Below are 25,594 nucleotides of genomic sequence, written 5' to 3'. Positions count from 1 at the left end.
TTCCCTTCAAACACCAAACCTTTGTGTTCACACCTGCTACTATTTTTCCTCCTGAACCTGAACTGCATTGACACAAAATTCAGCAATTTGTTTCACAAAGTAGTCTTTATAGTTTTGATCAAACATCACATTTCGAGACGGATTTAAAGGCTCAATCACCACAAAAGTCATGGCGCCGACCACACAAAGTGCTGCGGTATTTAAATCTTCAAATCCAAACTCACCGTTAATTTTCCCTGCGGCCAGTATTTCTTTGATGCTCTGTTTAATCAGCTGTTTACTGCGAAAACGTTCATGTTCTAACTCAGCATCGACTGGTTCAAACATGAGTGAATACGCTAGTTGGGGGCTATTCATGGCACGTTTCACAAACGTGGTTACCGCCTTGTCCAATTTCTGTTTTGACGAGAGCTCACTTTCAGCAATGTGATTTAAAATTTTCACCTCATGCTGAATGGCCTCAGACAAAACCTCAATTAACACTTGGCTTTTGTTATCGAAGTATCGATACACCAAACCACTCGAAACACCCGCGCGTTCAGCAATTGCTTGAATTTGCGCGTCTTTAATCCCCCCTTGAGCAATAAGTTCACGAGCGGATTGCAAAATCGCTTCACGATTTTGTTCCATTCGTTCTTGCATCAATGATGATCTTTTATAACTCATAATTCTATTCTCAACCAGATAAAATGAATTGTAAATCAATTTGTGAATTTTAGTTCACTTTTTTAAAAATTCGATGTATTGTAAAAATCAAGCACAACAAAAATGCTTTATCAGGAACAATAAATACACTCATAGGACGAATGAAGAAATGACCCTACAAAGCTTAAATTTCGGTTTAGATGAAACACTCATTGCACTGCGTGATTCCGTTGCGGCTTTTTGTGCCAAGGAAATTACTCCTATTGCGCAACAAGTCGATCAGAACAACGAATTTCCAGCTCAGTTGTGGAAAAAATTTGGCGATATGGGCTTACTCGGTCTGACCGTCAGTGAAGAATATGGCGGTACAGGCCTAGGTTATTTAGCGCATATCATTGCCATGCAAGAAATCTCACGTGCTTCAGCTTCGATTGGTCTTTCTTATGGTGCACATTCTAACCTATGTGTGAATCAAATTAACCGAAATGGCAGCGAGGAACAAAAGCAGCGCTATTTACCTAAACTAATTTCAGGTGAATACGTCGGTGCACTTGCCATGTCTGAACCAAACGCAGGCTCAGACGTAGTCAGCATGAAACTCAAAGCTGAAGATTGTGGCGATCACTTCCTGTTAAATGGTTCAAAAATGTGGATCACCAATGGTGGTGATGCTGATGTGCTTGTGGTGTATGCCAAAACTGATTTGCATGCAGGCGCTAAAGGTATGACGGCTTTCCTTGTAGAAAGAGGCATGGAAGGTTTTAGCCATGGCACACATTTAGACAAGTTGGGTATGCGCGGTTCGAATACTTACCCTCTGTTCTTTGACAACGTGAAAGTGCCAAAAGAAAACGTGATGGGCGGTGTAGGAAACGGCACGAAAGTACTTATGAGTGGTTTGGACTATGAGCGTGCGGTTTTAAGCGCAGGTCCTTTAGGCATTATGGATGCTTGCATGGACACCGTGATTCCCTATATCCATGACCGTAAACAATTCGGCCAAGCGCTCGGTGAGTTCCAGTTGATGCAAGGAAAAATTGCCGATATGTATTCGACTTGGTTGGCATGTAAAGCGTTGGTTTATGCCGTGGGTGCTGAGTGCGATAAGGCTGACCATAGCCGTAGCCTACGTAAAGATGCAGCCAGTGCAATTTTATATGCTGCGGAAAAAGCCACATGGATGGCAGGTGAAACTATTCAGACCTTAGGTGGAAATGGCTATATCAATGAATTTTCTGCAGGCCGTCTATGGCGCGATGCAAAACTCTATGAAATTGGCGCGGGAACTTCTGAAATTCGCCGTATGTTGATTGGCCGTGAACTGTTTAATGAAACTGCTTAACCCTCCACAACAATAAAAATGACAAGGATGTTCGTGATGAATCAATTACATAGCAAGATCAATATTCGAAGTGAAGACTTCAAAACCAACCAAACAGCAATGCAAAGCTTGGTCGATGACTTAAAGCAAAAAGCAGAACACATTGCTTTAGGCGGCGGCGAAGCGGCGCGACAAAAGCATTTGGCACGCGGAAAACTGTTAGCACGTGATCGTATTGATCAGTTAATTGATGCAGGCACGGCATTCCTTGAAATTGGTCAGTTGGCAGCACAAAACGTCTATGCAGACGATGTGCCTGCGGCTGGTGTCGTTGCTGGTGTAGGTCAGGTCAATGGTGTGACCTGCATGATCGTCGCCAACGATGCAACAGTAAAAGGCGGCACGTACTACCCACTGACTGTGAAAAAACACTTACGTGCTCAAGAAATTGCAGAGCAAAATCATCTGCCCTGTATTTATTTGGTTGACTCAGGTGGTGCCTATTTGCCGATGCAGGACGAAGTTTTCCCTGACCGTGATCACTTTGGGCGTATTTTCTATAACCAAGCACGTATGTCGAGCATGGGCATTGCCCAAATTGCGGTGGTAATGGGCAGTTGTACAGCTGGGGGTGCATATGTACCTGCCATGTCTGATGAAACTATTATTGTGCGTAACCAAGGGACGATTTTCTTAGGTGGCCCACCACTGGTGAAAGCAGCAACGGGTGAAGTGGTTAGCAGTGAAGACTTAGGTGGTGGTGATGTGCATACTCGCCTGTCAGGTGTGGCGGATCATTTGGCTGAGAACGACGAACATGCCATTGCCATTGCTCGTAATATCGTCGCCAATCTGAATAAAACACCACATACACGTGCAACAGAGATTGAAGAACCGTTATTTGATGCAACTGAACTGTATGGTGTTGTGCCAAGTGATGCACGCAAACCATTCGATATTCGTGAAGTGATTGCGCGCATTGTCGATGGTTCACGTTTTGATGAATTCAAAGCCCGCTTTGGCACCACCTTAGTCACAGGTTTTGCCAAAATCTATGGCATGCCCGTTGGCATTATTGCCAACAACGGTATTTTATTTTCAGAGTCTGCACAAAAAGGGGCTCACTTTATTGAACTCTGTACGCAGCGCAATATTCCCCTACTGTTCCTCCAAAACATCACTGGCTTTATGGTCGGTCGCCAATACGAAAATGAAGGCATTGCCAAAAATGGCGCCAAACTAGTCATGGCTGTTGCAACCGCGAATGTCCCAAAACTCACCCTAGTGATTGGTGGTTCATTTGGTGCAGGCAACTACGGTATGTGTGGTCGTGCATATTCACCACGCTTCATGTGGACATGGCCGAACTCGCGTATTTCGGTCATGGGTGGTGAACAAGCGGCAAGTGTATTGTCGACCTTAAAGCGTGATCAAATCGAAAAACGTGGCGAGTCTTGGTCTGCGGCAGAAGAAGATGATTTTAAACAACCTTTCCGCGATCAGTTTGAACGTCAAGGCCATCCATATTATGCATCGGCACGTTTGTGGGATGACGGTGTGATTGACCCTGCACAAAGCCGTCAGGTGCTCGGTTTAAGTTTAGCCGCAGCCTTAAATGCACCCATCCAACCGACCAAATTCGGCGTGTTCCGCATGTAGGAGATGAGTGATGAGCTTTCAATATTTACAACTCGAACAACGCGACCAAGTGGCAACGGTATGGATTAATCGTGCAGAAATGCATAATGCCTTCAATACTCAAGTGATTGAAGAACTGCACCGCTGCTTTAGCGAACTCAATACGCGTGATGATGTCCGTGTGGTGATTTTAGCAGGACGTGGCAAAAGCTTCTCGGCGGGTGCTGACCTGAACTGGATGAAAGAAGCAGGACAAGCCTCACAGGCTGAAAATGAAGCCGATGCATTAAAACTAGCGAAAATGCTACAAAGTTTAGCGACATTAAAACAACCGACCATCGCCCGTGTGCAAGGCATTGCTTTTGGTGGTGGGATGGGACTGGCTTCTGCCTGTGATATTTGTGTGGCAAGCAGTGATGCTAAGTTTGCGACCTCTGAAGTGCGCTTAGGTTTAGCCCCTTCAACCATTAGCCCTTATGTGATTCGTGCGATTGGCGCACGTCAGGCTTCACGCTACTTTTTAACCGCAGAACGTATTTCTGCGGAGCAAGCCCTACATATTGGTCTAGCGCATGTGGTGGCCGATGCTGAACAGTTAGATGAAAAAGTCGCAGAAATGGTCGATGCCTTACTTTTGGGTGGGCCAGAAGCACAAACGGCTTCAAAACAACTCATCCAAATGGTCGATCAGCAAGTGTTAACTGAAGGATTGTTGTTGCAAACCGCACAACATATTGCCCATATACGCCAAGGATCAGAGGCGAAAAATGGCTTAAATGCTTTTTTAAATAAACACAGTCCAGTCTGGATCAAGACGACGGCATAACAACAAGAAAGGATATCGATATGTTTAATAAAATCTTAATTGCAAACCGTGGTGAAATTGCTTGTCGTGTGATCCGAACTGCAAAAAAAATGGGCATTGCCACCGTTGCAGTCTATTCAGATGCTGACGCTCAAGCACAGCACGTGCAACAAGCCGACGAAGCCATTTATATCGGCGAATCCCCTGCTGCACAAAGCTATCTACAAATTGAACGTATTATCCAAGCTGCCTTAGATACAGGCGCAGAAGCAATTCATCCGGGTTATGGCTTTCTATCTGAAAATGACCAATTTGCCAATGCCTGCCAAAAAAACAACATTGTCTTTATTGGTCCACCTGTAGATGCCATTTTAGCCATGGGCCTAAAAGCCACCTCTAAATCTTTAATGGAAAAAGCAGGCGTACCGCTGACACCGGGCTACCATGGCACTAACCAAGACCCTGATTTTTTAAAACAACAAGCCGATGCCATTGGCTACCCTGTGCTGATTAAAGCCAGTGCTGGCGGTGGTGGTAAAGGCATGCGTTTGGTTGATCGCGGCGAAGACTTTTTAAGCCATCTAGCTTCATGTAAAAGTGAGGCGCGTTCAAGCTTTGGCAATGACGATGTTCTGGTTGAACGCTATGTGGTACAACCGCGCCATATTGAAGTACAAGTTTTTGGTGATACACATGGTAACTATGTGCACCTCTTTGAACGCGATTGTTCAGTGCAACGTCGCCATCAAAAAGTATTAGAAGAAGCGCCTGCACCCCAAATGGCAGAGCCAAAACTCGAAGCCATGCGCCAAGCCGCTATTGATGCAGCACGTGCAGTGGATTATGTCGGTGCAGGTACTGTTGAATTTATTGTGGAGCAAGACGGCACGGCGTATTTCATGGAAATGAATACCCGCCTGCAAGTTGAGCACCCTGTAACAGAGATGATTACAGGGCAAGATTTGGTGGAATGGCAACTTCGTGTAGCTTTTGGTGAACCACTACCTAAACAACAACACGAACTCAGTATTCATGGTCATGCGCTGGAAGCACGTGTCTATGCTGAAGAACCTGAAAAAGGTTTCTTACCTGCGATTGGGAAAATCCACTACCTGCACTACCCTCAGCAAAATGAGCATGTCCGTGTAGACAGTGGCATTGTTGAAGGGGATGAAATCACGACCTTTTACGACCCAATGATTGCCAAATTAATTGTTTGGGCAAAGAATCGTGAAGCCGCACTCACGCAAATGCACCATGCTCTGAGTCAATTTCATGTCGATGGCTTGGGCAATAACATAGCATTCTTAGACCGTTTGGTCCGTTCAGAGTCTTTTAAAACCGCCAACCTAGACACCAACTTAATTCAACGTGAAGAAGCGTTTTTACTGCAACACAATGAAACAGCCTCTTCAGAGCTCATCATCACGGCGGCATTGATTGAACTCTTGTCTCGCTTTGCCAGCAATAAAACAGCTGCAAATCCTGTATGGCAAGCCGAGTCTCTATGGCGTTTAAATATTAATGCCAGCTATGCCATTAAACTTGCACTGAACGATGAAGAACATAAAGTCTATTTCAGCCCAGCGGCAAAAGGCTTTACAGCAAAGTACAATGGACATAGCGTTTTCATTCAGGGTGAATTGTTAGAGGCACATTTAGCTAAAATTGAATGTGCAACAAGCAAAAAGACCTATGCTTATAGTTCAAATGCACAGGGCCTAACCCTTTATGCAGACGGTCAAAGCTATAAATTTGCACATATTCAGCCTAACTTTAATACGGAAGATGATGCTTCTGATGCCAACAACTTAAAAGCACCAATGCCAGGTGTAATCACGCAAGTCTTGGTACAAAACAACAGCGCAGTGAAAAAAGACGATGTACTCCTCACGCTAGAAGCGATGAAAATTGAATATTCAATTCGTGCTCCACATGATGGCATTGTCTCTGCAGCTTACTTCCAAGTCGGTGATCAGGTCAAAGCGGGTGATGAATTGGTTGAGTTTTCAAGCTTGGAAGGTGCCGCATGAGTGAATTTGTCAAAATTGTCGAAGTTGGGCCGCGAGATGGTTTGCAAAATGAAAAGACACCGCTCACTTTGGATGACCGTCGTAAACTGATTTTAGATTTAATGCAGACAGGACTCCGTGCAATTGAAGTGGGCTCTTGTGTCTCTGCAAAGTGGGTTCCACAAATGGCACAAAGTGACGAACTCTTTGCCAGCTTACCCAAAGATCCGAATATCAGTTTTAGTTTACTGACTCCGAACTTGAAAGGGTTTGAGTCTGCTTTGGCAGCCGGCTGTCAGGAGGTTGCCGTTTTTACCGCAGCCTCTGAAAGCTTTACCCAAAAAAACATCAATTGCTCCATTGACGAAAGCTTTGAAAAGTTTGCAGACATCATGACTGCGGCGAAAGCCCATAACATCAAAGTGCGTGGTTATGTGTCTTGTATTGTCGACTGCCCCTATGAAGGCGCAATTGCACCGAGCAAAGTTGCACACGTCAGTCAACGTTTGCTGGACATGGGCTGCTATGAAGTGTCCTTAGGTGAAACGATTGGTACGGCAACACCAGACCGCGTGAAAAAAGTCTGGCAGGCATGTTTAGCTGAAATGGATGCTGCGAGTTTAGCAGGACATTTTCATAATACCTATGGCATGGCCATTGCCAATATTTACCAGTCTTTAGAACAAGGCATTCGTGTATTTGATTCGTCCATTGCAGGCCTAGGCGGCTGCCCTTATGCCAAAGGTGCATCGGGCAATGTCTCCACAGAAGACCTTTACTACCTACTCTCCAACATGGGCTATGACACAGGGATTGATCTTGATGCACTGATGATTGCCAGCCAAAACATCAGCCAAGTACTACAACGCACCAATCCATCTAACTATGCCAATGCCTACTGGCAAAAGCGCTGTGCCTAAGCCATTCAATTGATAACGAGAACACTATGGTCAATAAAGTTTATTCAAGTGCAAATGATGCACTACAAGATGTGGTTCAAGATGGTCAAACCCTAGCGGTTGGTGGCTTTGGTTTATGCGGTATTCCAGAAAATCTAATTACGGCCTTAAAACAAACGGGCGTGAAAAACCTCACCTGTATTTCAAACAATGCAGGCGTCGATGGTTTCGGCTTAGGTCTTTTATTAGAAAGCAAACAAATCAAAAAAATGATTGCTTCCTATGTAGGCGAAAACAAAGAATTTGAACGTCAGTTCTTAAGTGGTGAGCTTGAAGTGGAGCTTACCCCTCAAGGTACACTGGCAGAAAAACTCCGTGCTGGTGGTGCGGGCATTCCGGCTTTCTTTACCGCAACAGGCGTAGGTACGATCATTGCCGAAGGCAAAGAAGAACGTGAGTTTAATGGCAAACCATATATTCTAGAAAACTCGCTCACCGCTGACATTGCACTCGTGAAGGCATACAAGGCCGATACTGCAGGTAACTTAATTTTCCGTAAAACCGCACAAAACTTTAACCCTGTATGTGCAATGGCTGGAAAAGTCTGCATTGTCGAAGTTGAGGAAATTGTTGAAATTGGCGCTTTAGATCCAGACCAGATTCACCTGCCGGGTATTTATGTCAATCGCATTGTACTGAATGCAACCCCTGAAAAACGTATCGAACAACTCACATTAAAAGAGGAGGCTTAACCTATGGCTTGGTCTCGTAATGAAATGGCACAACGTGCAGCGCTTGAGCTGGAAAATGGTTTTTATGTCAATTTAGGCATTGGCTTACCCACACTGGTGGCCAACTATATTCCTGAAAATGTCAACGTCTGGTTGCAGTCTGAAAATGGATTGTTGGGTATTGGCGAGTTTCCAACGGCGGAAACAGTCGATGCCGATTTAATCAATGCTGGAAAACAAACTGTTACTGCACGTCAGGGCGCCGCATTTTTCTCTAGTGCAGATTCTTTTGCTATGATCCGTGGAGGTCATGTCAATATCGCCATTTTAGGGGCAATGGAAGTCTCACAAAATGGCGATTTGGCCAACTGGATGATTCCGGGTAAAAAAGTCAAAGGCATGGGTGGCGCCATGGATTTGGTTGCTGGAGTACAAAAAGTGGTGGTGCTCATGGAACACTCTGCAAAAGATGGTACACCGAAAATTGTCGAGCAGTGTAGCCTGCCTCTGACAGGTAAAAATGTCGTACATCGCGTGATTACTGACCTCGGTGTCATGGACATTACACAGCAAGGTGTGAAATTAGTTGAACTGGCGAAAGATGTCAGTTTTGAAGATATTCAAAAAGTGACAGGTGTTCCCCTCATCCGCTAATTCGACATCATTTATACAATAGAAAAATAATCCAATGCCTTTAAAGCAGCGATCCTGTTTTAAAGGCATTTCTATCAGCACGGATAGGCTGAATCAAAAATTCATACCTCATAGATAAAAATGGAATCAATGCATGGAAAACTCTCAAAATATTTTGCAACGTTTTGCACTACGTGTCAGTGATTGGTCGGAGAAATGGTTTCCAGACTCTTATATTTTTGCCCTATTGGGTGTCGTGATCGTCGCGATTGCTTCAATCAGCATTGGCGCACCTGCCAAAGATGTCGCAGTTTCCTTTGGTGATGGTTTTTAGAGTCTGATTCCTTTTACCTTACAAATGTGTATGCTGATTGTGGTTGGTTATGTGGTTTCTGTTTCAAAGCCTGTAGAACTGCTGATTCAAAAAATGGCCCGAATCCCCCATAGTGGCCGCGGTGCGATTGTACTTGTTGCGACAGTCAGTTTATTAATTTCGCTGATAAACTGGGCCATGAGTACAGTACTGACTGCCCTGCTGGTAATTGCTTTAGCTAAACGCAAAGAACTGAATATGGACTATCGTGCTGCTGCTGCCGCCGCGATTATTGGTATGGGAGCGACATGGGCCTTAGGTATTAGTTCTTCTGCGGCACAACTACAAGCCAACAAAGCCAGCCTGCCTGAATCGATTTACAATCTAACGGGCGTGATTCCCTTTACCGAAACCATTTTCTTGCCTCAGTCGATGATCATGACGGCTGTCTTGATTATTGCCTCGATTGCTATTGCATTTTGGTCTGCACCCAAAGGGAAAGACATTAAAACCATTGATCAATTCCCTATTCAGTTGGAGGAAGATGCCAAACCGACTCCAACCACAAAACGCCCAGGAGACTGGTTAGAGAACTCACCTTTATTGAGTATCTTGATTGTACTCTTGGGTCTAGTTTGGATGTTCAATGAGTTCAGCAAAAGCAATCCGATCTTGGCCATTTCAAGCCTAAATACCTACAACTTTATTTTCCTTATGCTGGTATTGCACTGCATGGTACGCCTCGCAATTTCCTCAATGCTGTCACTAAAGCCGTGCCAGCGGTCTCAGGTGTTCTGATTCAATTTCCACTGTATGGCAGTATCGCCTTTATGATGACGCAAGCCTTAAACAGCCATGATTTATCGCTATCACATTATATTGCTGAGTTTTTTGTTTCGATTGCCTCCAAAGAAACCTTTGCCATTGTGATGGGCCTATATTCTGCCATTTTAGGCTTTTTCATTCCTTCTGGCGGTGGTAAATGGATTATTGAAGCACCCTATGTCATGCAAGCTGCACACGATTTAAAAGTGCATTTGGGCTGGTCGGTGCAAATCTATAATGCTGCGGAGGCCTTGCCGAATTTAATCAACCCATTTTTTATGCTACCAATGCTCGGTATTCTCAAATTAAAAGCCAAAGATGTGATTGGCTTTACCGTCACCCAATTGGTTTTTCACCTGCCTTTGGTGCTGTTCCTACTTTGGATTTTAGGCCGTAGCCTGACCTATATGCCGCCTACCTTCTAAACGAGGGATAAAAAACACAATCTAAATAAAAAAGGACGAATCATATTCGTCCTTTTTATTCTATAAATACTCAATAAAGCGTATTTTTAACCTAGCCCAATTAATTAAACACATTATTTAAATACACAATGCGCTCATTGGTTTTTTGGTTAAAGCACTTGATATATTGCAATTGTTGATCTTGAGCACGTAAAGCATCATCCCAATATTGCGACTGCTTTTGATAGGTTTCTTTTTCACTATCCGTCATTTGATAGACACTTTTTTGAGAAATCACTTTACAGTCTACATCACGTTTTTCAAACCACTCCGTTTGGTCTTGTTGTAGCTGCTGTTTTTGTTCCTCAGTGAAATTGTCCCAAGTTTGGTTCAGACGTTCCACCACTTTGACTTGTTCAGCGTCCAATTCCTTCTTACGAATATTCATGGCTTTCTGTGCCAGTTCCATCTGCGCAACTTCTTGCTCATTATATTGTTTTATATTCTTTTGTATTTCTGCATTTTCTTTTTCATATGCCGCAAACTGAACCGCATGCTGCGTCACCAACACTACACCATCAATCACGCCATTTTGATTGGGTACATTCAGGCTAATGCCTTCTTTATCCGTTTTAATGATGTTATAGCTAAATGCACCTTGTAGCTGATCATTGTCTAAGTTGAGTGAATATTCACCCTCTTCTAAGACATCACGCAAAGTACTTTGATAACCGTCCTCACACTCTTCGCATGGACGCGCTAAAAACGCATTTTCAGCACGTTTCTGTAACCCTTTCGGGAAAATCACCACCAACTGGCTTTCGCAGTCCAATTGCTTCGCTGTATCAGGCTTTTCTGTAGTTGTTGAAATCCCTTTAATTTCAAAGCGAATACCGTTATTAATCTGCGTTAATAATTTTTCATCGGCCTCATATTCACGGCTATCACGCAAACGGCGGTCTAGGGCTTTTAAGTATTCAGCTTTTAAATGCGCTTGAATTTGTTCGACATTGGCAGGAGCCGTACAACTCCAATCTGACATTTCTTGCGGTTCAGCAACCGTTTCTGTTTTATTCTCGGTTCGGTTACAAGCACTTAAAAATAAACTGCTCAAGATTAGACTGGCAAAAATTGTTTTCTTCATCATTGTTATAAAACCATAAGGCTGTTGTTTTTCGCAGCGTATTTAACCAAAAAATAAGCTTTTATGCGAGTAGCTATATAAAAGAACCCTGCCGTAGCAGGGTTAAAATATCGTTTAGTTGGCCTTTTCAACACCACGATCATCCACTTCACGCACCACACCCGAGTCTGTATTTAAAACCTCAAATTCAATACGACGGTTTTTAAATTTACCTTCATCGGTTTGATTGTCTGCAATTGGCTTTTCTTGCCCATAACCAATGGCTCTCAACTGCGCAGGATCGACGCCTTTAAAAATTAAATAATCCACCACCGCTTGTGCCCGATTTTGCGACAAAGTTTTATTGACTGCCGCATCTCCCGTTGCATCTGTATGCCCCATCACGGTCAGTTTGACTTGAGGTGCTTTTTGCATCAGCGCTGCGGCCTGATCCAAGATCGACTTATTGGCATCAGGTATCGTCGATGAAGCTGTATCAAAGTTAATAATTTGCAAATTCAATGCCGTGGCAACATCTAATGCTCGAACTTGCTCAGGATTAATTTCTGCCAGCGCACGCTCAGCATCACTAATACTGGTATCCACGGCACGGTTTACATCCAGTGGTTGCTGCGTCACAACTGTCATATTACGCAGTAAAGGTTTAATTTGATCTGCCACTTTAAGTGCATTGGCTGGATCTTGTGATTGAATCGATAACTGATTGCCAAACCATGTTAAATTTATATTTGGCACACCTTTCAATGCACTGATGACACTGGGTATCGCATCTTGGTCGATAAATTCAGTGTGATACATACTCTGCATATCTGCACCACAACCGATGCTGTTATTAAAAATTTGCTTTACTTCTTTTTGTAAAATTTCAACATAAGCCGCATTGGCTGAGAAAATTTGGCAAGTGACCAAGTCTCCTGTTGCCCCTGTGGTGATTTGAAATTTAGCGGGTTGGCTGGCATTCACATTTGCAGCAGGTACTGTTTCAGTCGTGATTTTGTCGGTACAAGCCCTAAAGATAAAAGCAAACAATGCCGCAAAAATAATTAAAGCCAAAACTGGCAGTAAAAATGACCGTTTTTCATCTACTTTTGTAGCATGTACGCTTGCAGGTGCAACATGTGTAGCTTGTCCTTGTAAGGTATTTGCCCCTAATCCGGCCAGTAATGCACCTGCCCACTCAGGTAACGCACGACTAATAGAATCTGTGTTGACCTGTAGTAAATGGGAAATCGCTTCAGGTTCTGAAGAGCCTGCCTCTGTGGCTAAAAATGCTAATGCAGGTGTAATTGAACGGCTCAAGGTACTTTCAATTTCATCTGCGGGTGCTGGCCCGCGGACATGCTCCAAGAACTGTTGCTTGAGACTGACATTCGATGCAAAAGCATCATTAAGACGTGGATTCAACTGCTGCTGAAATGCAGGAATCAGTTCAGATTTTGACTTTAATATAGACAGTAAAATTGGTAAAAAGGATTGAATTGCTTGATTTTTTTCAAGTAAATTTTGTGTATCACCCTCTAAAACAATTGCAGAGACATTTTGTTTTAGTAAATCCATAAAATCGACATTCATGAAGTCTTACCCCACTTTTTCTCATTGTTTTCATCGTCATTTTTCAGTTTATCTGTTCATTTTTTATACTTTGTAAAATATTGTATTTGCATCAGTTTTATCTAGGCCCAATAAAAAAGCCAGCCGAAGCTGACTTTTTAATCCACGTTTAAGGCAATATTTAAGCTGCAAAAGTTTTTAGAACTTTTCCTTTCACCACTTGATTGATCAAAGGTGTATTTTTACCTTGTGACAAAATATTGTCTTTATTCACAATCCAGTCTAACTCAGGATCAACCAACACCCAGCCCGCTTCAGCAGTCCAACGTTCAAGCATATTGGCTACCGTGGCAGGTGCAATCGTGACTTTTTCGACCCATTCCAAAGGACTAAATAAACCTTCACGCACCAATTGCACACCGAAAGCTACATAGGTATCAAAAGCGGTAATGCCTGGCTGTGTTTCAGCAAATGGTGCTAGCTTTGCAGAGCTGCTCAGCGGTTCATGATGCGTACAAATCGCATCGATCACTCCACTTTTCACACCTTGGCGAAGGAGCTCTTTATCCGACTCAGCACGTAACGGAGGACGGACGTGTGCAAGTGAGTTAAAGCCATCAATCAACTGATCTGTTAAATGCAGCTGATGCATTGCCACATCACAAGTGACTGGCAGGCCTTTATCTTTAGCGATTTTGATCAAATCGACAGAAGCGCCTGTAGACAATAAGCCAAAGTGAGCACGAACACCCGTCGCTTCAATCATTAGTAAATACTTGGCAATCGCAATGGTTTCGGCAATCGCAGGGATGGTCGGTAAGCCCTGACGCGATGCCACAAAGCCCTCATGGACACAGCCATCTTTGGCAATTTGCGGTTCTTCGGCATAAAACACCACCGTCATACCAAGACCTGCTGCGTATTCTAAAGTGCGCAGCACCACATCGTCATCTGCAAAAGGCGCATTGGCATTTGAAACGGCTGTACAACCACCCTTTTTGAGACCCGCCATATTTGCAGGTTGGTTGCCTTGTAAGCCTTGGGTTTGAGCACCAATCACTTCCAGATAAATGCCGCCATCCAGCATCGCTTTTTCCATCAAACCATGAATCAAAGCACCATTGTCTTGCACAATCGGTTTTGAGTCTGGCGGTGTAAACACATGCAAAATACCATTTTCACGCGCAGCACGACCTTCTGATTTTAATGTCCCGTGCTGCTGCTGACCTGGCTCACGTAGGCGTGCACATAAGTCCACCATGGTTGGCATCAACCACTTGCCTTGACCATCAATGGTTTCAGTGACATTGGCTGTTTCAGCAACCAACTTGCCATTTTCCACATAAACCGTTTGAACCGTATCTGTTCGATGAATTGGGTCAAGAACACGTACATTTTCAATTTTTACCACAGTCATGACTTATTCCTTATCCAGCAATCGCGTCTAACAAACCTTGCTCTTGCAGTTGACCTTGCATTGCAAGCGCCAAAACTGCCATACGTACAGCAATCCCGTTGGTCACCTGATTTAAAATCACAGACTGTGGACCATCGGCAATACTGGAATCAATCTCTACACCACGGTTCATTGGCCCCGGATGCATCACGATGCAATCAGGTTTTGCCATTGCCAGACGCTCTTTGTTTAAACCGTACATTTTGTAGAATTCAGCTTGAGATGACAGCGCAGGTGAATCAATGCGTTCATTTTGAATGCGTAAGGTAATAATCACGTCGCAATCTTGAATCCCTGCTTCCATGTTATTAAATAGACGTACGCCTTCACCATATTCATCAAAGCCGTATGGCAGCAACGTGTTCGGTGCAATTACACGAATGTTTTTACACCCCAGTGTTTGTAATGCAGCAACATCTGAACGCGCCACGCGTGAGTGTTTAATATCACCAATGATGGCAATTGAAATATCTTCAAATTTCTTTTTGGTTTCACGGCGAATGGTCAGCATGTCCAACATAGCTTGTGTTGGATGCGCATGACGGCCATCACCTGCATTGATAATTGCAACATGCGGACAAACGGTTTGGGCAATAAAATGTGCCGCACCCGACGAAGAATGACGTACCACAAAAATATCCGCAGCCATCGCTTCTAAGTTCCACAAAGTGTCTCTGAGCGTCTCCCCTTTGGAAGTACTTGAACGTGCAATATCAATATTTAATACATTTGCAGAAAGACGCTTTGCCGCTGCTTCAAAAGTGGTACGAGTACGGGTTGAGTTTTCAAAGAAAAGGTTCATTACCGTTCGACCTTCTAAGAGGTTGTTGGTAATCAGCTGATTTTGGTCATTAAAAAAGGACTGCGCGGTGTCCAATATTTTTGTAAGAGTTTCTTTAGAAAGACCTTCGATGGTGAGGAAGTGTTTGAGATGACCATCTTGGTTGAGTTGAATCTGACTCGGAGTATGCAATGCTGCCAAGTGCATGAGAGATTCCTTGTACGTTAAGTTAACGCATTATACAGATTTTCTTTTTGATTTGGACCTCAGTTTAAAACAATTGCCTTAATTATCATCGTCTTCAAAACTAAGATTATGAAATTCTTATCTATTATTTCAACCAGTTAAATTAAACCATTAAAGGCTAAATTAGCCAAATTTAGAGTTCATCAAATTGCTACAAATATCAATTCTATAGAGTTTCTTATCTCATTTATCCCAAGCGGACATTTAAAAAAGCTCTCTTGCGAGAGCGATCCAACTTCAGCAATTCTTATCGTAAAGCACCAATATAGTGATGTGACACTTGGGCACGGTAGATTTCTTCTTCAGTGGCTTCCAACTCATGTCGTGTCGTGTCGACCTGTTTAGGTTTTTCGATCACGGCGGTTTCTTCATAGTTAAAAACATCCATGACACTGTCTAAACGACTCACCAATCGAATCAGTTCAGCATCTTCTGTACTTAAAGCAAGCTCTGCCATTTGACGTGCATAACTTGGGTTTTCCACCAAATACATCACATCAATTACACGCCCCGATACACGCCGCAGACGTGCATAAAGTAAAGTTGCAATTGAAAAAGCATCAGCATGACTTACAACACCGCGATCTAACTTGGTCGACATATTCATCCCCTTTCAAGTGAAAAATATTTACTAACGATCTATCAGAAATCAGTCAGCAAATTAAACTTGCAAGGATTTAGCAAAATACGTACCAAAAACGTTATTGTTCACATGGTGATTCATTTATTTTGATATTTCCGCTGAGTAGAAGCATATTTAAAAAACCATTCAGAGGCAAAATACGTTAAACTTTAGCGAGTTTATTTTGTTTTATTTTGGTCTCTCAAATTTATGAAAACCGCTTCGCGTTTAAGCAGCTATTGGGTTACGTGTGCCGATGGCTTAGAAACCTTACTCCAAGAAGAATTAGAAGGTTTAGGTGTTCAAAACATTGAACGTTTTCCTGGGCGTTTAGTTTTCAAAGGTACACTGGAACATGCCTATCGCATTTGTATGTGGTCGCGTCTTGCTTCGCGTGTACTCACACCAATTCATGTCCATGAGCTGGAATTTAGCCATGACGCACGTGATGTCGCTGAAGAGCTCTACGAAGGTGCAATGAACTTTGATTGGTCGCTAATTTTTGCACCACAAAGCACCTTCGCCGTTCGTTTACATATTGAACGTGAAATTAAGGTGAACAGCCAGTTTGCAACTCTACGCGTAAAAGACGGTATCGTCGATTCATTCATGGAAGCTGTCGGTAAACGTCCAAGTATTGATATTAAGCAACCTGAAATTACCATTTATGCACTCGCAGGAAAAACTGAACACACCTACTGTTTAGACTTATCTGGTGATTCATTGCATAAACGTGGCTACCGTCGTTATATGACCGATGCCCCAATTAAAGAAAATTTAGCTGCTGCGATTTTACAAAAAGCCAAGCTCCTTACAAAAAGACCCGATATTTTCCTTGACCCAATGTGTGGTTCTGGGACGTTCATTATTGAAGCATTAATGATGCTGACTGACCGCGCACCTGGTTTAGTTCGTCGTTTCGGTTTCAATGGCTGGAATGGCCATGACCATGATCTGTGGATGAGCATTAAAGCGGAAGCAGCTGAACGCCATCAAACAGCCTTGGAACAACCCCTTCCTAAGTTCTACGCATTTGATGCAGACTGGGAAGCAGTAAAAGCCACCAAGCAAAATATTATTGCTGCTGGTTTTGAACGTGTACTTGACCAGATCCAAATCGAAGAACGGACTTTAGCCGACTGGCCGAACTTTGAAGCCGAAGGAAAAACAGCCTTTATTGTGACCAACCCACCTTATGGTGAGCGTTTGGGTGATAAAGCCTCAAACCGTGCTTTATATTTAGGCTTATCTGCTTTACTGCAAAAGAACTTCCCAAATCAGACCGCAGCGGTTATCGCTGCAGCCGTTGAGCAAGCTGATGTATTGGCGCTGAATGACCCACAAACCATGCGTTTGATGAATGGTAAACTGCCAATTTACGTGCGTTCAGGTTCAGTTAAACCTGTTGCAGTGATCAAGCCGTTCTTGGAAACATGGCAACCGCAACAGTTTGAAGCAATTGAAGGCGCTGAAGACTTTGCTAACCGTTTACAAAAGAACATGCAGACCTTAAAGAAATGGGCAGTGAAAGAAAACATTCACTGTTTACGTTTATATGATGCCGATCTTCCAGACTTTAACGTTGCAGTCGATTTGTATGGCGAACGCTTACATGTCCAAGAATATGCGCCACCGAAAAAAATCGATCCTGAAAAAGCCAAGAAACGCTTCAATCTTGCTTTACAGGCCATTCGTGCGGTGACAGGTTTAGGCCGTGATGCGATCTTTATCAAAACACGTGCTCGCCAAGAAGGTAAAACTCAATATACCAAGCAAAGTACTGCTTCTAAGCGTTTTATCGTGCAAGAAGGCAAAGCAAAAATCTTAGTGAACTTAACTGATTACTTAGATACTGGCTTGTTCTTAGACCACCGTCAAATCCGTCTACGCATCGCACAAGAAGCGCGTGGTAAGCACTTCTTGAACTTGTATAGCTATACCTCTACAGCCAGCTTACATGCAGCTTTAGGCGGTGCAGCAAGTACCACCAGCGTCGATCTTTCAAATACTTATTTGAACTGGTCTAAAGAGAACTTCGTCTTGAACGGCTTAACGGTCGATCATGCCGATGAACAACATCAGTTCTTTGCCAGCGACTGTTTTGAGTGGTTAAAAGAAGGTCATGAGCAATATGAGCTGATCTTTATTGACCCACCAACCTTCTCAAACTCGAAGAAGTTCTACGGTACCTTTGATGTACAACGCGACCATTTATCCTTGCTGAAACGTGCAATGAACCGTTTAACTACGGATGGTACCTTGTACTTCTCGAACAACTACCGTGGTTTTGAAATGGACGAAGAAATTTTAGCGTTCTTTGATGTCGAAGAAATTACCAGTGAAACCATTGGGCCAGATTTCAAGCGCAATCAAAAAATCCATCGTGCGTGGAAAATTACCCATCCAAAAAACTAATGCACTGAAGATGAAATACCCGCTGGCATTTCATCTTCACTAAATTATGTATTAGACAATGTTCAGATATAAAAAAGGGACGAAATACGTCCCTTTTATTATGTTAGATCATTATCTTTTACATTATTCAGTCAGGAAATTGGTTTGCCCATATTTGTAATCAACTGACATTTTCATGACATTCCCTTCACGTTTCACCTGCCCTGAACTCTGCATCGTCGAAAGCATGCTTTCGATCTCTTGATCAGACATGCTGATGCCTCCTTTTTGCAGATAATTATTCATGATGCGCGAGATCATATTTTTATCAAACTGAATATCTGCTCTGTATTCCATTAAACTCGGCATCATTTTCACCATACTCATCAGCGTCGATTGATGGCTCGGCATAATACGTCCCGTCACATTCGCTTGTGCAACCCCTTCCCCAATAGCAAATTGGTTCTCTTTGGATTCAAAACGGAAACCTTCATTGATCACTGCCAATAAAGCAGGCTCCATATCTTTTTCCATTGCCTCTTTTGCCAAACAACTGTTTTCACTTTTCGCCAAAATATCAAACAGCGTCTGTAATTTTTGTCGGTTTACATCGAGCACATTAAAATTAAACTGCACGTTTTGGACTGCGGGTGCTGAAGGCATTTTCATTTCATCTAGACGCAACAACATTTCAGTGTTTACAACTCGGTCTGTCAGTTCACTTTGCGTTTCTATACTAAAATTCTTCAGTTCGGCATTGGTAGGTTTATTGATATCACGATCTGACATTTTCAACAAATCCATCTGAATTTTGGTTTCACCCGCCTCAAGATATTCACCATTGAGCCCTTGGTTACTTTCTAGCTTTAGCCCCACCATTTGCAAATGTATATTTGGATCGGTGACTGTTAGATTCGGAATTTCAAGCTGTAAATCCAGTATCTTAAGCTGTTGTTCGATCGGTTTTGCCCGAAACTTTAATGTCATCGGGTCTAATCTAGACTGGAGTTGAGCCTCATTGCGGGTAATCACTGGCGTAGTCAAGGTACTATTCAAAGTACCCAACCAATTCACTTTGCTTTGTACTTTAAGTGGTTCCTTCAACAAAGACTGAAGTGCGCCAGGTGCTTGCGTAATATTAATATCTGAACGAATCGCATATCCATTCCAACTCCGTTGAATATGATCCTGCCCCTTCAATTGGATCACTTCTTTCGGTTTACATGGGTCTAGTACTAATTCAGCGGTCCAGTTCGCACTGCCATTTAAAGCCCCCATTTGAAATTGTTGATATTGCAAATTTAAATCATTCGACTGTTTGGTGCTGTGTTGATAATAAGCCTTCAAACTTTTATCTGCATAAAGATTACCCCCTACTGCGACCACAGCAAGCGTAAGTACGCCTCCAATACCCCACTTCAATTGAGTCATTTCTTCTATCTCAAGTTGTTTGTTTTTTATTAATATAAATTATAAAGAGAATCTTCAAATAAAGATAATTGTTTTGCGAATAAACCACTTAGATGCCACACCCATCACATAAATGTGAAAACTTACGTCACATTTTGGCTTAAAAATGTCATTTTTTAACATTTCTATCCCGTAATAAAAAACCCAGCCGAAGCTGGGTTTTTTAGTTTCAAGGAACCGTTTAAATGATTAACTCATTTTCACTTTATCAAAGCTCAATTGACCATCATGTGCAGTAATCATAATATTGTCTCCAGCCACATAGTAACCAGATAATATTTTTTGAGCTAAGTTGTTTTCAACCTGTTGTTGGATGGCACGTTTCAATGGGCGTGCACCGTATACAGGGTCAAAACCAGCGTCAATCAATAAGTCAAAGGCTTGATCATCCACCGTTAAGCGCATATCTTTTTCAACCAAACGATCACGTAAACGATCCAATTGAATATCCGCAATACCACGAATTTGCGCTTTTTTGAGTGAATGGAAGACTACTAACTCATCGATACGGTTGATAAACTCTGGACGGAAATGTTGCGTCACGGCATTCATCACCACTGCTCGTACTTCTTCATCCAAAGGATTATCACCCAACTCACGCACATCACTCGAACCTAAGTTCGATGTCATGACGATCACGGTATTTTTAAAGTCAACCACGCGACCTTGTGAATCCGTTAGACGACCATCATCCAACACTTGGAGCAAGATGTTAAACACATCAGGATGTGCTTTTTCCACTTCATCGAACAGCACGACACTATAGGGTTTACGACGTACAGCTTCGGTTAACACACCACCTTCTTCGTAGCCAACATAACCAGGAGGTGCACCCACCAAACGGCTGACAGAGTGTTTTTCCATAAACTCGGACATGTCGATACGAATCATGGCATCGTCACTATCAAACAAGAAGTTTGCCAGTGCTTTGGTCAACTCAGTTTTACCAACACCCGTTGGACCCAAGAATAAGAACGAGCCGCTTGGTCGGTTCGGGTCAGACAAGCCCGCACGCGAACGACGAACCGCATTGGATACTGCAACCACAGCATCATCCTGCCCAACGACACGGTTATGTAAGAACTCTTCCATATGGAGAAGTTTCTCACGTTCACCTTGCATCATTTTAGCCACTGGAATGCCCGTAGCAGCACTAACGACTTCTGCAATTTCATTGTCAGTGACTTTGTTGCGCAGTAGTTTTGGCTCTTCTTTTTCCTCAACGACTTCTTCTTCATTGAGACGTTTTTCCAGCTCTGGAATCACACCATACTGAAGACGCGACATTTCACCCAAGTCGTTTTCACGCTGCGCTTTTTGCAGCGCAATACGAGCCTGATCCAATTCGGCTTGAACTTGTTTGGTGCCTTCGACTAAGGTTTTTTCAGCTTTCCAAACTTCTTCTAAATCATTGTATTCGTGTTGAACTTCGCTAATTTGCTTTTCAAGATGAGCGACTTCAGCACGACTACCTGCATCTTCATCTTTTTTCACTGCTTCAAGTTGCAGTTTCAATTGAATCAAACGACGTTCAAGTTTATCCAAAGCTTCTGGCTTAGAGTCCAGCTCCATTTTGATACGAGAAGCCGCTTCATCAATCAAATCAATCGCTTTATCAGGCAATTGACGGTCGGTGATATAACGATGTGACATTTTCGCTGCTGCAATGATGGCAGAGTCTAAAATTTTCACACCATGGTGCACTTCATAGCGCTCTTTCAACCCACGTAAAATCGCAATGGTGTCTTCCACACTTGGCTCATCGACCAACACTTTTTGGAACCGACGCTCTAGCGCAGCATCTTTCTCAATGAATTGGCGATATTCATCTAATGTGGTCGCGCCAACACAGCGTAGCTCACCACGTGCCAGAGCAGGTTTTAGCATATTGCCTGCATCCATCGCACCATCGCCTTTACCTGCGCCTACCAGCGTATGTAATTCGTCGATGAACAAAATGACTTCACCATCCTGTTTAGACAAATCTTTCAGCACTGCTTTTAAGCGCTCTTCAAACTCGCCGCGGTATTTAGCACCCGCAAGCAAAGAACCCAAATCTAAAGATAAAACACGTTTACCTTGTAAGCTTTCAGGCACCTCACGATTAATAATCCGCTGTGCCAAGCCTTCAACAATGGCTGTTTTACCCACCCCTGGTTCACCAATCAACACTGGGTTATTTTTGGTACGACGCGACAAAACTTGAATGGTACGACGAATCTCGTCATCACGCCCAATCACAGGATCTAACTTACCTGCAAGTGCGCGTTCAGTTAAATCAATGGTGTATTTATTTAGAGAATCACGTTGATCTTCATGATTGTTGCTCATGACTTTCTCATCACCTCGAATTTTTAAAATGACTTTGCGTAAGCTTTCTGCTTGCACGCCCACACTGTTGAGTAGCGTTTTAGTTGCCCCCACTTCGGCCAAGGCTTGCATCACCCAATCGGTAGACAAAAACTCATCACCTGCTTTTTGCGCGAAGCTATCTGCCAAATTCAGCGCTTTGACTGCCTCTGAACTTAAGTTGACGTCTCCTGTAGGATTCGTCAGTGTTGGTGCATCAGCTAGCGCTTGTTTTAATTTACTTTGTAAAGCAGGTAAATTGGCACCCGCTTGTTGCAACAAACTCAGATTGGAGGTTTCATCTAACAACGTTGATAAAATATGAATACCTTCAATTGCGGTATGGTCTTTCCCCACTGCAAGTGATTGAGCATCTGAGAGAGCTTGCTGTAAGCGGTTTGTGAATTTTTCAAATCGCATTCTTGTTTTCCTCACAACAAATTTCGAACTTGATGGATATATGGGAACAATTGCTCAAAATTCAATTCAAATTTAATTAATTTTTCTACATTTTAAGTTATTTTTCATTAGCTTATCTTAATAATAAACTCATAAGACTCGGTTGTAAGATGGGTCTTCTCCGTCTTATTTTCAAGCGTCAACCTAGATTATTTATGTATTAAAAACCACAACGACCTATCAATCAGTGACAACTAAAATCATTTGATCAATTATTAATCAAACAAGCAACGCATTTTTCTATTTATTCGTGTGATGAATTCTGTCCCAGTTTACGGAATCAAAACAAAAGCGTGAAGCATGAAAAAGGCCGATCACCAGATCAGCCCCAAATGACTTAAAAGTCAGCGTTTAATTTGCTGCAATAATCTCAAAATCATGGGTGATTTCAACCCCACCATCCATCAACATTTTACTCGCAGAACAGTACTTTTCTGCCGATAATTCCACAGCTTTTGCGACTTGTTTTTCCTTCACCGCATGACCCGTAATCACGAAATGTAAGTGGATTTTTGTGAACACTGCAGGGATGCTATCTGCCCGCTCTGCCTTGAGTTCACAGCGTACATTGGTAATTTCTTGGCGTGATTTTTTAAGTATGGTTACGATGTCAAAAGAGGCGCAACCACCCAGTCCCGTCAGGATCAATTCCATTGGTCTTGGACCACGGTTTTCACCCCCATATTCTGGCGATCCATCCATGATAACACTGTGACCACTTTGAGTTTTTGCTTCGAAAGCAACATTCTCTAACCAATGAACAGTTGTTTGCATTGCAAGTACCTAAAAAAAGCTATAGATTGACGAAGTGACTGTACACTAACATAAATTGAGTTGATAAGGAATTTCAGCTCTGACTGTGTGACAAGTTCACCCTAGGTCTGTGCGATCTATATTTTATCCATTTTCGGAACCGTTAGCATGACTTCAAGCTTTTCACAATTAAGCACTGATGCGCTGTCTCCAGGTCAACTCCCCGAGTCAGTCAAAGCATTATTAAAACGCGCATATATTAATCGTTATCCTAAGCGTACCACCATCGTAGATGCAGGCTCAGAATCTAAATCTTTATATTTGATTTTAAAAGGTTCGGTCTCCATTATTCTGCGTGAAGACGATGAACGTGAAATCGTGGTCGCTTATTTAAATGCGGGTGATTTTTTTGGGGAAATGGGTCTATTCGAAGCAAACTCACAACGTACTGCAGAAGTGCGTACCCGTGATGTCTGCGAAATTGCTGAAGTGACTTATGAAAACTTCCATGAGCTCAGCAAACAATACCCTGACCTGAGCTATGCAGTATTTGCACAGCTGGTACGCCGTCTAAAAAATACCACTCGTAAAGTGACTGACCTTGCCTTTATCGATGTTTCAGGTCGTATTGCACGTTGCCTAATCGATCTATCTACGCAGCCTGAAGCGATGATTTTACCAAATGGCCGCCAAATTCGTATTACGCGTCAAGAGATTGGACGTATTGTCGGTTGTTCACGTGAAATGGTTGGTCGTGTTTTGAAAACACTCGAAGAGCAAGGCATGATCGAAACTGATGGTAAAGCCATCTTAATTTTTGATGCCTCTTTAGAAGAGTCAAAAGCGAATGCTGATGACTATGAAGACGAAGAATAAGACTTTCCTCCATAGCTGATACAGCCAAAAGCAAATTTTAGGATTTGCTTTTTTTTATGTCTTTAAATCTGCTTCTGCTTTGACAAAATCATGACAAACTTTGTAAAAATAGTGATTTAACCTACTGGGCATAACTGTGTAATCTAATTCGACCGAAAAAACGCAGTCCATAAAAGGAAATGTTGAATGCAATTTAAACCCTTAGCCGATACAGGTATTTTGGTTCCTGAAATTTGTCTCGGCACCATGACCTTTGGTGAGCAAAACACTCAAGCTGAAGCCTTTGAGCAACTGGACTATGCTTTGGCGCAAGGCATTAACTTTTGGGACACTGCGGAAATGTACCCTGTTCCTCCAAAACATGAAACCCAAGGTGCAACCGAAAGTATTATTGGCCAATGGATTGCCCAGCGCGGCGGTCGAGACAAGCTATTTTTAGCCTCTAAAATTGCGGGGCCGTCGCAAGGTGGTAGTCATATTCGTGATGGACAGACTCGTTTTAATGCAAGCGACATTTCTTCGGCTCTAGATGGCAACCTAAAGCGTTTACAGACCGATTATATCGATTTATATCAGCTACACTGGCCACAACGTCCAACCAACTTTTTCGGCAAATTAGGCTATGAAAACAGTGAAGCCCATAACACGCAAACCGTGACCTCTTTGCAAGAGACACTACAAGCATTAGAAGCAGAGATTCAAAAAGGGCGTATTCGTTATATTGGTTTATCTAATGAAACACCATGGGGCACCATGAAGTTTCTACAAATTGCAGAACAGCTCGGCTTGTCTAAATTTGTCAGTGTGCAGAACCCATATAGCCTATTGAACCGTACTTATGAAATTGGCATGTCAGAAATTGCGAAATATGAAGGCGTTGGTTTACTCGCTTACTCCCCACTCGCTTTTGGCTATCTCACAGGTAAATTCCGCAATGGTGCACGCCCAGCGAATGCTCGCGTGACGCTTTTCAGCCGCTTTAGTCGTTATAGCAACCCAGAGAGTGAATGGGCAACAGAACAGTATGCACAGCTGGCTGAACATCACGGTTTAACGCCGACGCAACTGGCTTTAGCCTTCATCAAGCAGCAGTTTTTTGTGACCAGTACGATTATTGGTGCGACCAACTTAGACCAGCTGAAAGAAAATATTCAAGCCTTTGAGATTGATTTATCAGAAGAGGTTTTACAAGGTATTCAAGCCATTCATCAGCAACAGCCGAACCCAGCACCCTAAGTCATACAATAAAGCACTGCTTTATTGTATG

The 25,594-nt window shown here is 42.9% G+C and carries 19 protein-coding genes and 1 pseudogene; 11 read left to right on the top strand and 9 right to left on the bottom strand.

The genetic code is table 11. The annotated features are described in order from the left end of the window. Positions 1-39 precede the first annotated feature (39 nt). Complete coding sequence (locus AC4CU3_RS14850) at positions 40-666, bottom strand: TetR/AcrR family transcriptional regulator (RefSeq protein ID WP_004982268.1); 627 nt, start codon at positions 664-666, stop codon at positions 40-42. A gap of 148 nt (positions 667-814) precedes the next feature. Between AC4CU3_RS14850 and AC4CU3_RS14845 the strand changes: the two genes are divergently transcribed. The 8 genes and pseudogenes from AC4CU3_RS14845 to AC4CU3_RS14810 all read left to right on the top strand — a co-directional run bounded on the left by AC4CU3_RS14845 (position 815) and on the right by AC4CU3_RS14810 (position 10,247). Next, positions 815-1,987, top strand: coding sequence for an isovaleryl-CoA dehydrogenase (locus tag AC4CU3_RS14845; protein ID WP_236769302.1), 1,173 nt, complete (start codon positions 815-817; stop codon positions 1,985-1,987). Between the two features lie 36 nt (positions 1,988-2,023). Next, complete coding sequence (locus tag AC4CU3_RS14840; RefSeq protein WP_279043009.1) at positions 2,024-3,625, top strand: carboxyl transferase domain-containing protein; 1,602 nt, start codon at positions 2,024-2,026, stop codon at positions 3,623-3,625. 10 nt (positions 3,626-3,635) lie between these two features. After that, the gene (locus AC4CU3_RS14835; RefSeq protein ID WP_279043011.1) at positions 3,636-4,430 is read left to right on the top strand and encodes an enoyl-CoA hydratase/isomerase family protein; all 795 of its coding nucleotides are present in this window, start codon (positions 3,636-3,638) and stop codon (positions 4,428-4,430) included. Between the two features lie 20 nt (positions 4,431-4,450). After that, a complete protein-coding gene (locus AC4CU3_RS14830; protein WP_279043012.1) occupies positions 4,451-6,442 on the top strand; it encodes an acetyl/propionyl/methylcrotonyl-CoA carboxylase subunit alpha in 1,992 nt (663 codons plus the stop codon). Then, positions 6,439-7,341: a hydroxymethylglutaryl-CoA lyase gene (locus tag AC4CU3_RS14825; RefSeq protein ID WP_279043014.1), complete on the top strand. Its 903-nt coding sequence runs from the start codon at positions 6,439-6,441 to the stop codon at positions 7,339-7,341. The genes AC4CU3_RS14830 and AC4CU3_RS14825 overlap by 4 nt, the downstream gene beginning before the upstream one ends. Before the next feature lie 26 nt (positions 7,342-7,367). Continuing rightward, the gene (locus AC4CU3_RS14820) at positions 7,368-8,072 is read left to right on the top strand and encodes a CoA transferase subunit A (RefSeq protein ID WP_279043017.1); all 705 of its coding nucleotides are present in this window, start codon (positions 7,368-7,370) and stop codon (positions 8,070-8,072) included. A 3-nt stretch (positions 8,073-8,075) separates the two neighbouring features. Then, positions 8,076-8,705: a CoA transferase subunit B gene (locus AC4CU3_RS14815; RefSeq protein WP_279043019.1), complete on the top strand. Its 630-nt coding sequence runs from the start codon at positions 8,076-8,078 to the stop codon at positions 8,703-8,705. Positions 8,706-8,838: 133 nt separating this feature from the next. Continuing rightward, a pseudogene (locus tag AC4CU3_RS14810) lies at positions 8,839-10,247 on the top strand (short-chain fatty acid transporter). 100 nt (positions 10,248-10,347) lie between these two features. Here AC4CU3_RS14810 and AC4CU3_RS14805 read toward each other — a convergent pair. The 5 genes from AC4CU3_RS14805 to AC4CU3_RS14785 form a co-directional block, all read right to left on the bottom strand. Continuing rightward, positions 10,348-11,370, bottom strand: a complete 1,023-nt coding sequence (locus tag AC4CU3_RS14805) for a DUF1311 domain-containing protein (RefSeq protein WP_279043052.1) — start codon at positions 11,368-11,370, stop codon at positions 10,348-10,350. Between the two features lie 114 nt (positions 11,371-11,484). Next, positions 11,485-12,942 carry an OmpA family protein gene (locus AC4CU3_RS14800; protein WP_279043021.1) on the bottom strand — a complete coding sequence of 486 codons (1,458 nt, stop codon included), beginning with the start codon at positions 12,940-12,942 and terminating at the stop codon, positions 11,485-11,487. Positions 12,943-13,102: 160 nt separating this feature from the next. Next, a complete protein-coding gene (locus AC4CU3_RS14795) occupies positions 13,103-14,338 on the bottom strand; it encodes a dihydroorotase (protein ID WP_126037210.1) in 1,236 nt (411 codons plus the stop codon). A 10-nt stretch (positions 14,339-14,348) separates the two neighbouring features. After that, entirely contained in the window at positions 14,349-15,365 is a 1,017-nt protein-coding gene (locus AC4CU3_RS14790; protein ID WP_126037213.1) for an aspartate carbamoyltransferase catalytic subunit, read from the bottom strand. 286 nt (positions 15,366-15,651) lie between these two features. Continuing rightward, on the bottom strand, positions 15,652-16,005 hold the full coding sequence (locus AC4CU3_RS14785; RefSeq protein WP_004696191.1) for a hypothetical protein: 354 nt from the start codon (positions 16,003-16,005) through the stop codon (positions 15,652-15,654). Positions 16,006-16,236: 231 nt separating this feature from the next. Here AC4CU3_RS14785 and rlmKL point away from each other — a divergent pair, with 231 nt between their 5' ends. Then, positions 16,237-18,441 carry a bifunctional 23S rRNA (guanine(2069)-N(7))-methyltransferase RlmK/23S rRNA (guanine(2445)-N(2))-methyltransferase RlmL gene (rlmKL, locus tag AC4CU3_RS14780; RefSeq protein ID WP_087012145.1) on the top strand — a complete coding sequence of 735 codons (2,205 nt, stop codon included), beginning with the start codon at positions 16,237-16,239 and terminating at the stop codon, positions 18,439-18,441. Positions 18,442-18,564: 123 nt separating this feature from the next. Here the strand turns inward: rlmKL and AC4CU3_RS14775 are convergent, their stop codons facing one another. From AC4CU3_RS14775 to AC4CU3_RS14765, 3 genes are all read right to left on the bottom strand, one after another. After that, positions 18,565-19,851: a DUF945 family protein gene (locus AC4CU3_RS14775; RefSeq protein WP_279043026.1), complete on the bottom strand. Its 1,287-nt coding sequence runs from the start codon at positions 19,849-19,851 to the stop codon at positions 18,565-18,567. Positions 19,852-20,079: 228 nt separating this feature from the next. Continuing rightward, complete coding sequence (clpB, locus tag AC4CU3_RS14770) at positions 20,080-22,659, bottom strand: ATP-dependent chaperone ClpB (RefSeq protein WP_125281298.1); 2,580 nt, start codon at positions 22,657-22,659, stop codon at positions 20,080-20,082. Positions 22,660-23,049: 390 nt separating this feature from the next. Beyond that, on the bottom strand, positions 23,050-23,472 hold the full coding sequence (locus tag AC4CU3_RS14765) for an OsmC family protein (RefSeq protein ID WP_125273517.1): 423 nt from the start codon (positions 23,470-23,472) through the stop codon (positions 23,050-23,052). 147 nt (positions 23,473-23,619) lie between these two features. On the opposite strand from AC4CU3_RS14765, the gene crp reads away from it, so the two are divergent. Together crp and AC4CU3_RS14755 are read left to right on the top strand one after the other, a co-directional pair. Next, positions 23,620-24,327, top strand: coding sequence for a cAMP-activated global transcriptional regulator CRP (gene crp / locus AC4CU3_RS14760; RefSeq protein WP_279043030.1), 708 nt, complete (start codon positions 23,620-23,622; stop codon positions 24,325-24,327). A 186-nt stretch (positions 24,328-24,513) separates the two neighbouring features. Beyond that, positions 24,514-25,563, top strand: coding sequence for an NADP(H)-dependent aldo-keto reductase (locus AC4CU3_RS14755; protein ID WP_279043032.1), 1,050 nt, complete (start codon positions 24,514-24,516; stop codon positions 25,561-25,563). Positions 25,564-25,594: the final 31 nt, after the last annotated feature.

The sequence above is a fragment of the Acinetobacter sp. 802_lipA genome (assembly GCF_058242885.1).
The sequence above is the reverse complement of the archived record's forward strand: the minus strand, read 5'-3'. Positions and strand labels throughout refer to the sequence as shown.

Coding starts and splice junctions, on each gene's coding strand:
- AC4CU3_RS14850 (WP_004982268.1), bottom strand. CDS start 666: ATGAGTTATAAAAGATCATCATTGATGCAAGAACGAATGGAACAAAAT.
- AC4CU3_RS14845 (WP_236769302.1), top strand. CDS start 815: ATGACCCTACAAAGCTTAAATTTCGGTTTAGATGAAACACTCATTGCA.
- AC4CU3_RS14840 (WP_279043009.1), top strand. CDS start 2,024: ATGAATCAATTACATAGCAAGATCAATATTCGAAGTGAAGACTTCAAA.
- AC4CU3_RS14835 (WP_279043011.1), top strand. CDS start 3,636: ATGAGCTTTCAATATTTACAACTCGAACAACGCGACCAAGTGGCAACG.
- AC4CU3_RS14830 (WP_279043012.1), top strand. CDS start 4,451: ATGTTTAATAAAATCTTAATTGCAAACCGTGGTGAAATTGCTTGTCGT.
- AC4CU3_RS14825 (WP_279043014.1), top strand. CDS start 6,439: ATGAGTGAATTTGTCAAAATTGTCGAAGTTGGGCCGCGAGATGGTTTG.
- AC4CU3_RS14820 (WP_279043017.1), top strand. CDS start 7,368: ATGGTCAATAAAGTTTATTCAAGTGCAAATGATGCACTACAAGATGTG.
- AC4CU3_RS14815 (WP_279043019.1), top strand. CDS start 8,076: ATGGCTTGGTCTCGTAATGAAATGGCACAACGTGCAGCGCTTGAGCTG.
- AC4CU3_RS14805 (WP_279043052.1), bottom strand. CDS start 11,370: ATGAAGAAAACAATTTTTGCCAGTCTAATCTTGAGCAGTTTATTTTTA.
- AC4CU3_RS14800 (WP_279043021.1), bottom strand. CDS start 12,942: ATGAATGTCGATTTTATGGATTTACTAAAACAAAATGTCTCTGCAATT.
- AC4CU3_RS14795 (WP_126037210.1), bottom strand. CDS start 14,338: ATGACTGTGGTAAAAATTGAAAATGTACGTGTTCTTGACCCAATTCAT.
- AC4CU3_RS14790 (WP_126037213.1), bottom strand. CDS start 15,365: ATGCACTTGGCAGCATTGCATACTCCGAGTCAGATTCAACTCAACCAA.
- AC4CU3_RS14785 (WP_004696191.1), bottom strand. CDS start 16,005: ATGTCGACCAAGTTAGATCGCGGTGTTGTAAGTCATGCTGATGCTTTT.
- rlmKL (WP_087012145.1), top strand. CDS start 16,237: ATGAAAACCGCTTCGCGTTTAAGCAGCTATTGGGTTACGTGTGCCGAT.
- AC4CU3_RS14775 (WP_279043026.1), bottom strand. CDS start 19,851: ATGACTCAATTGAAGTGGGGTATTGGAGGCGTACTTACGCTTGCTGTG.
- clpB (WP_125281298.1), bottom strand. CDS start 22,659: ATGCGATTTGAAAAATTCACAAACCGCTTACAGCAAGCTCTCTCAGAT.
- AC4CU3_RS14765 (WP_125273517.1), bottom strand. CDS start 23,472: ATGCAAACAACTGTTCATTGGTTAGAGAATGTTGCTTTCGAAGCAAAA.
- crp (WP_279043030.1), top strand. CDS start 23,620: ATGACTTCAAGCTTTTCACAATTAAGCACTGATGCGCTGTCTCCAGGT.
- AC4CU3_RS14755 (WP_279043032.1), top strand. CDS start 24,514: ATGCAATTTAAACCCTTAGCCGATACAGGTATTTTGGTTCCTGAAATT.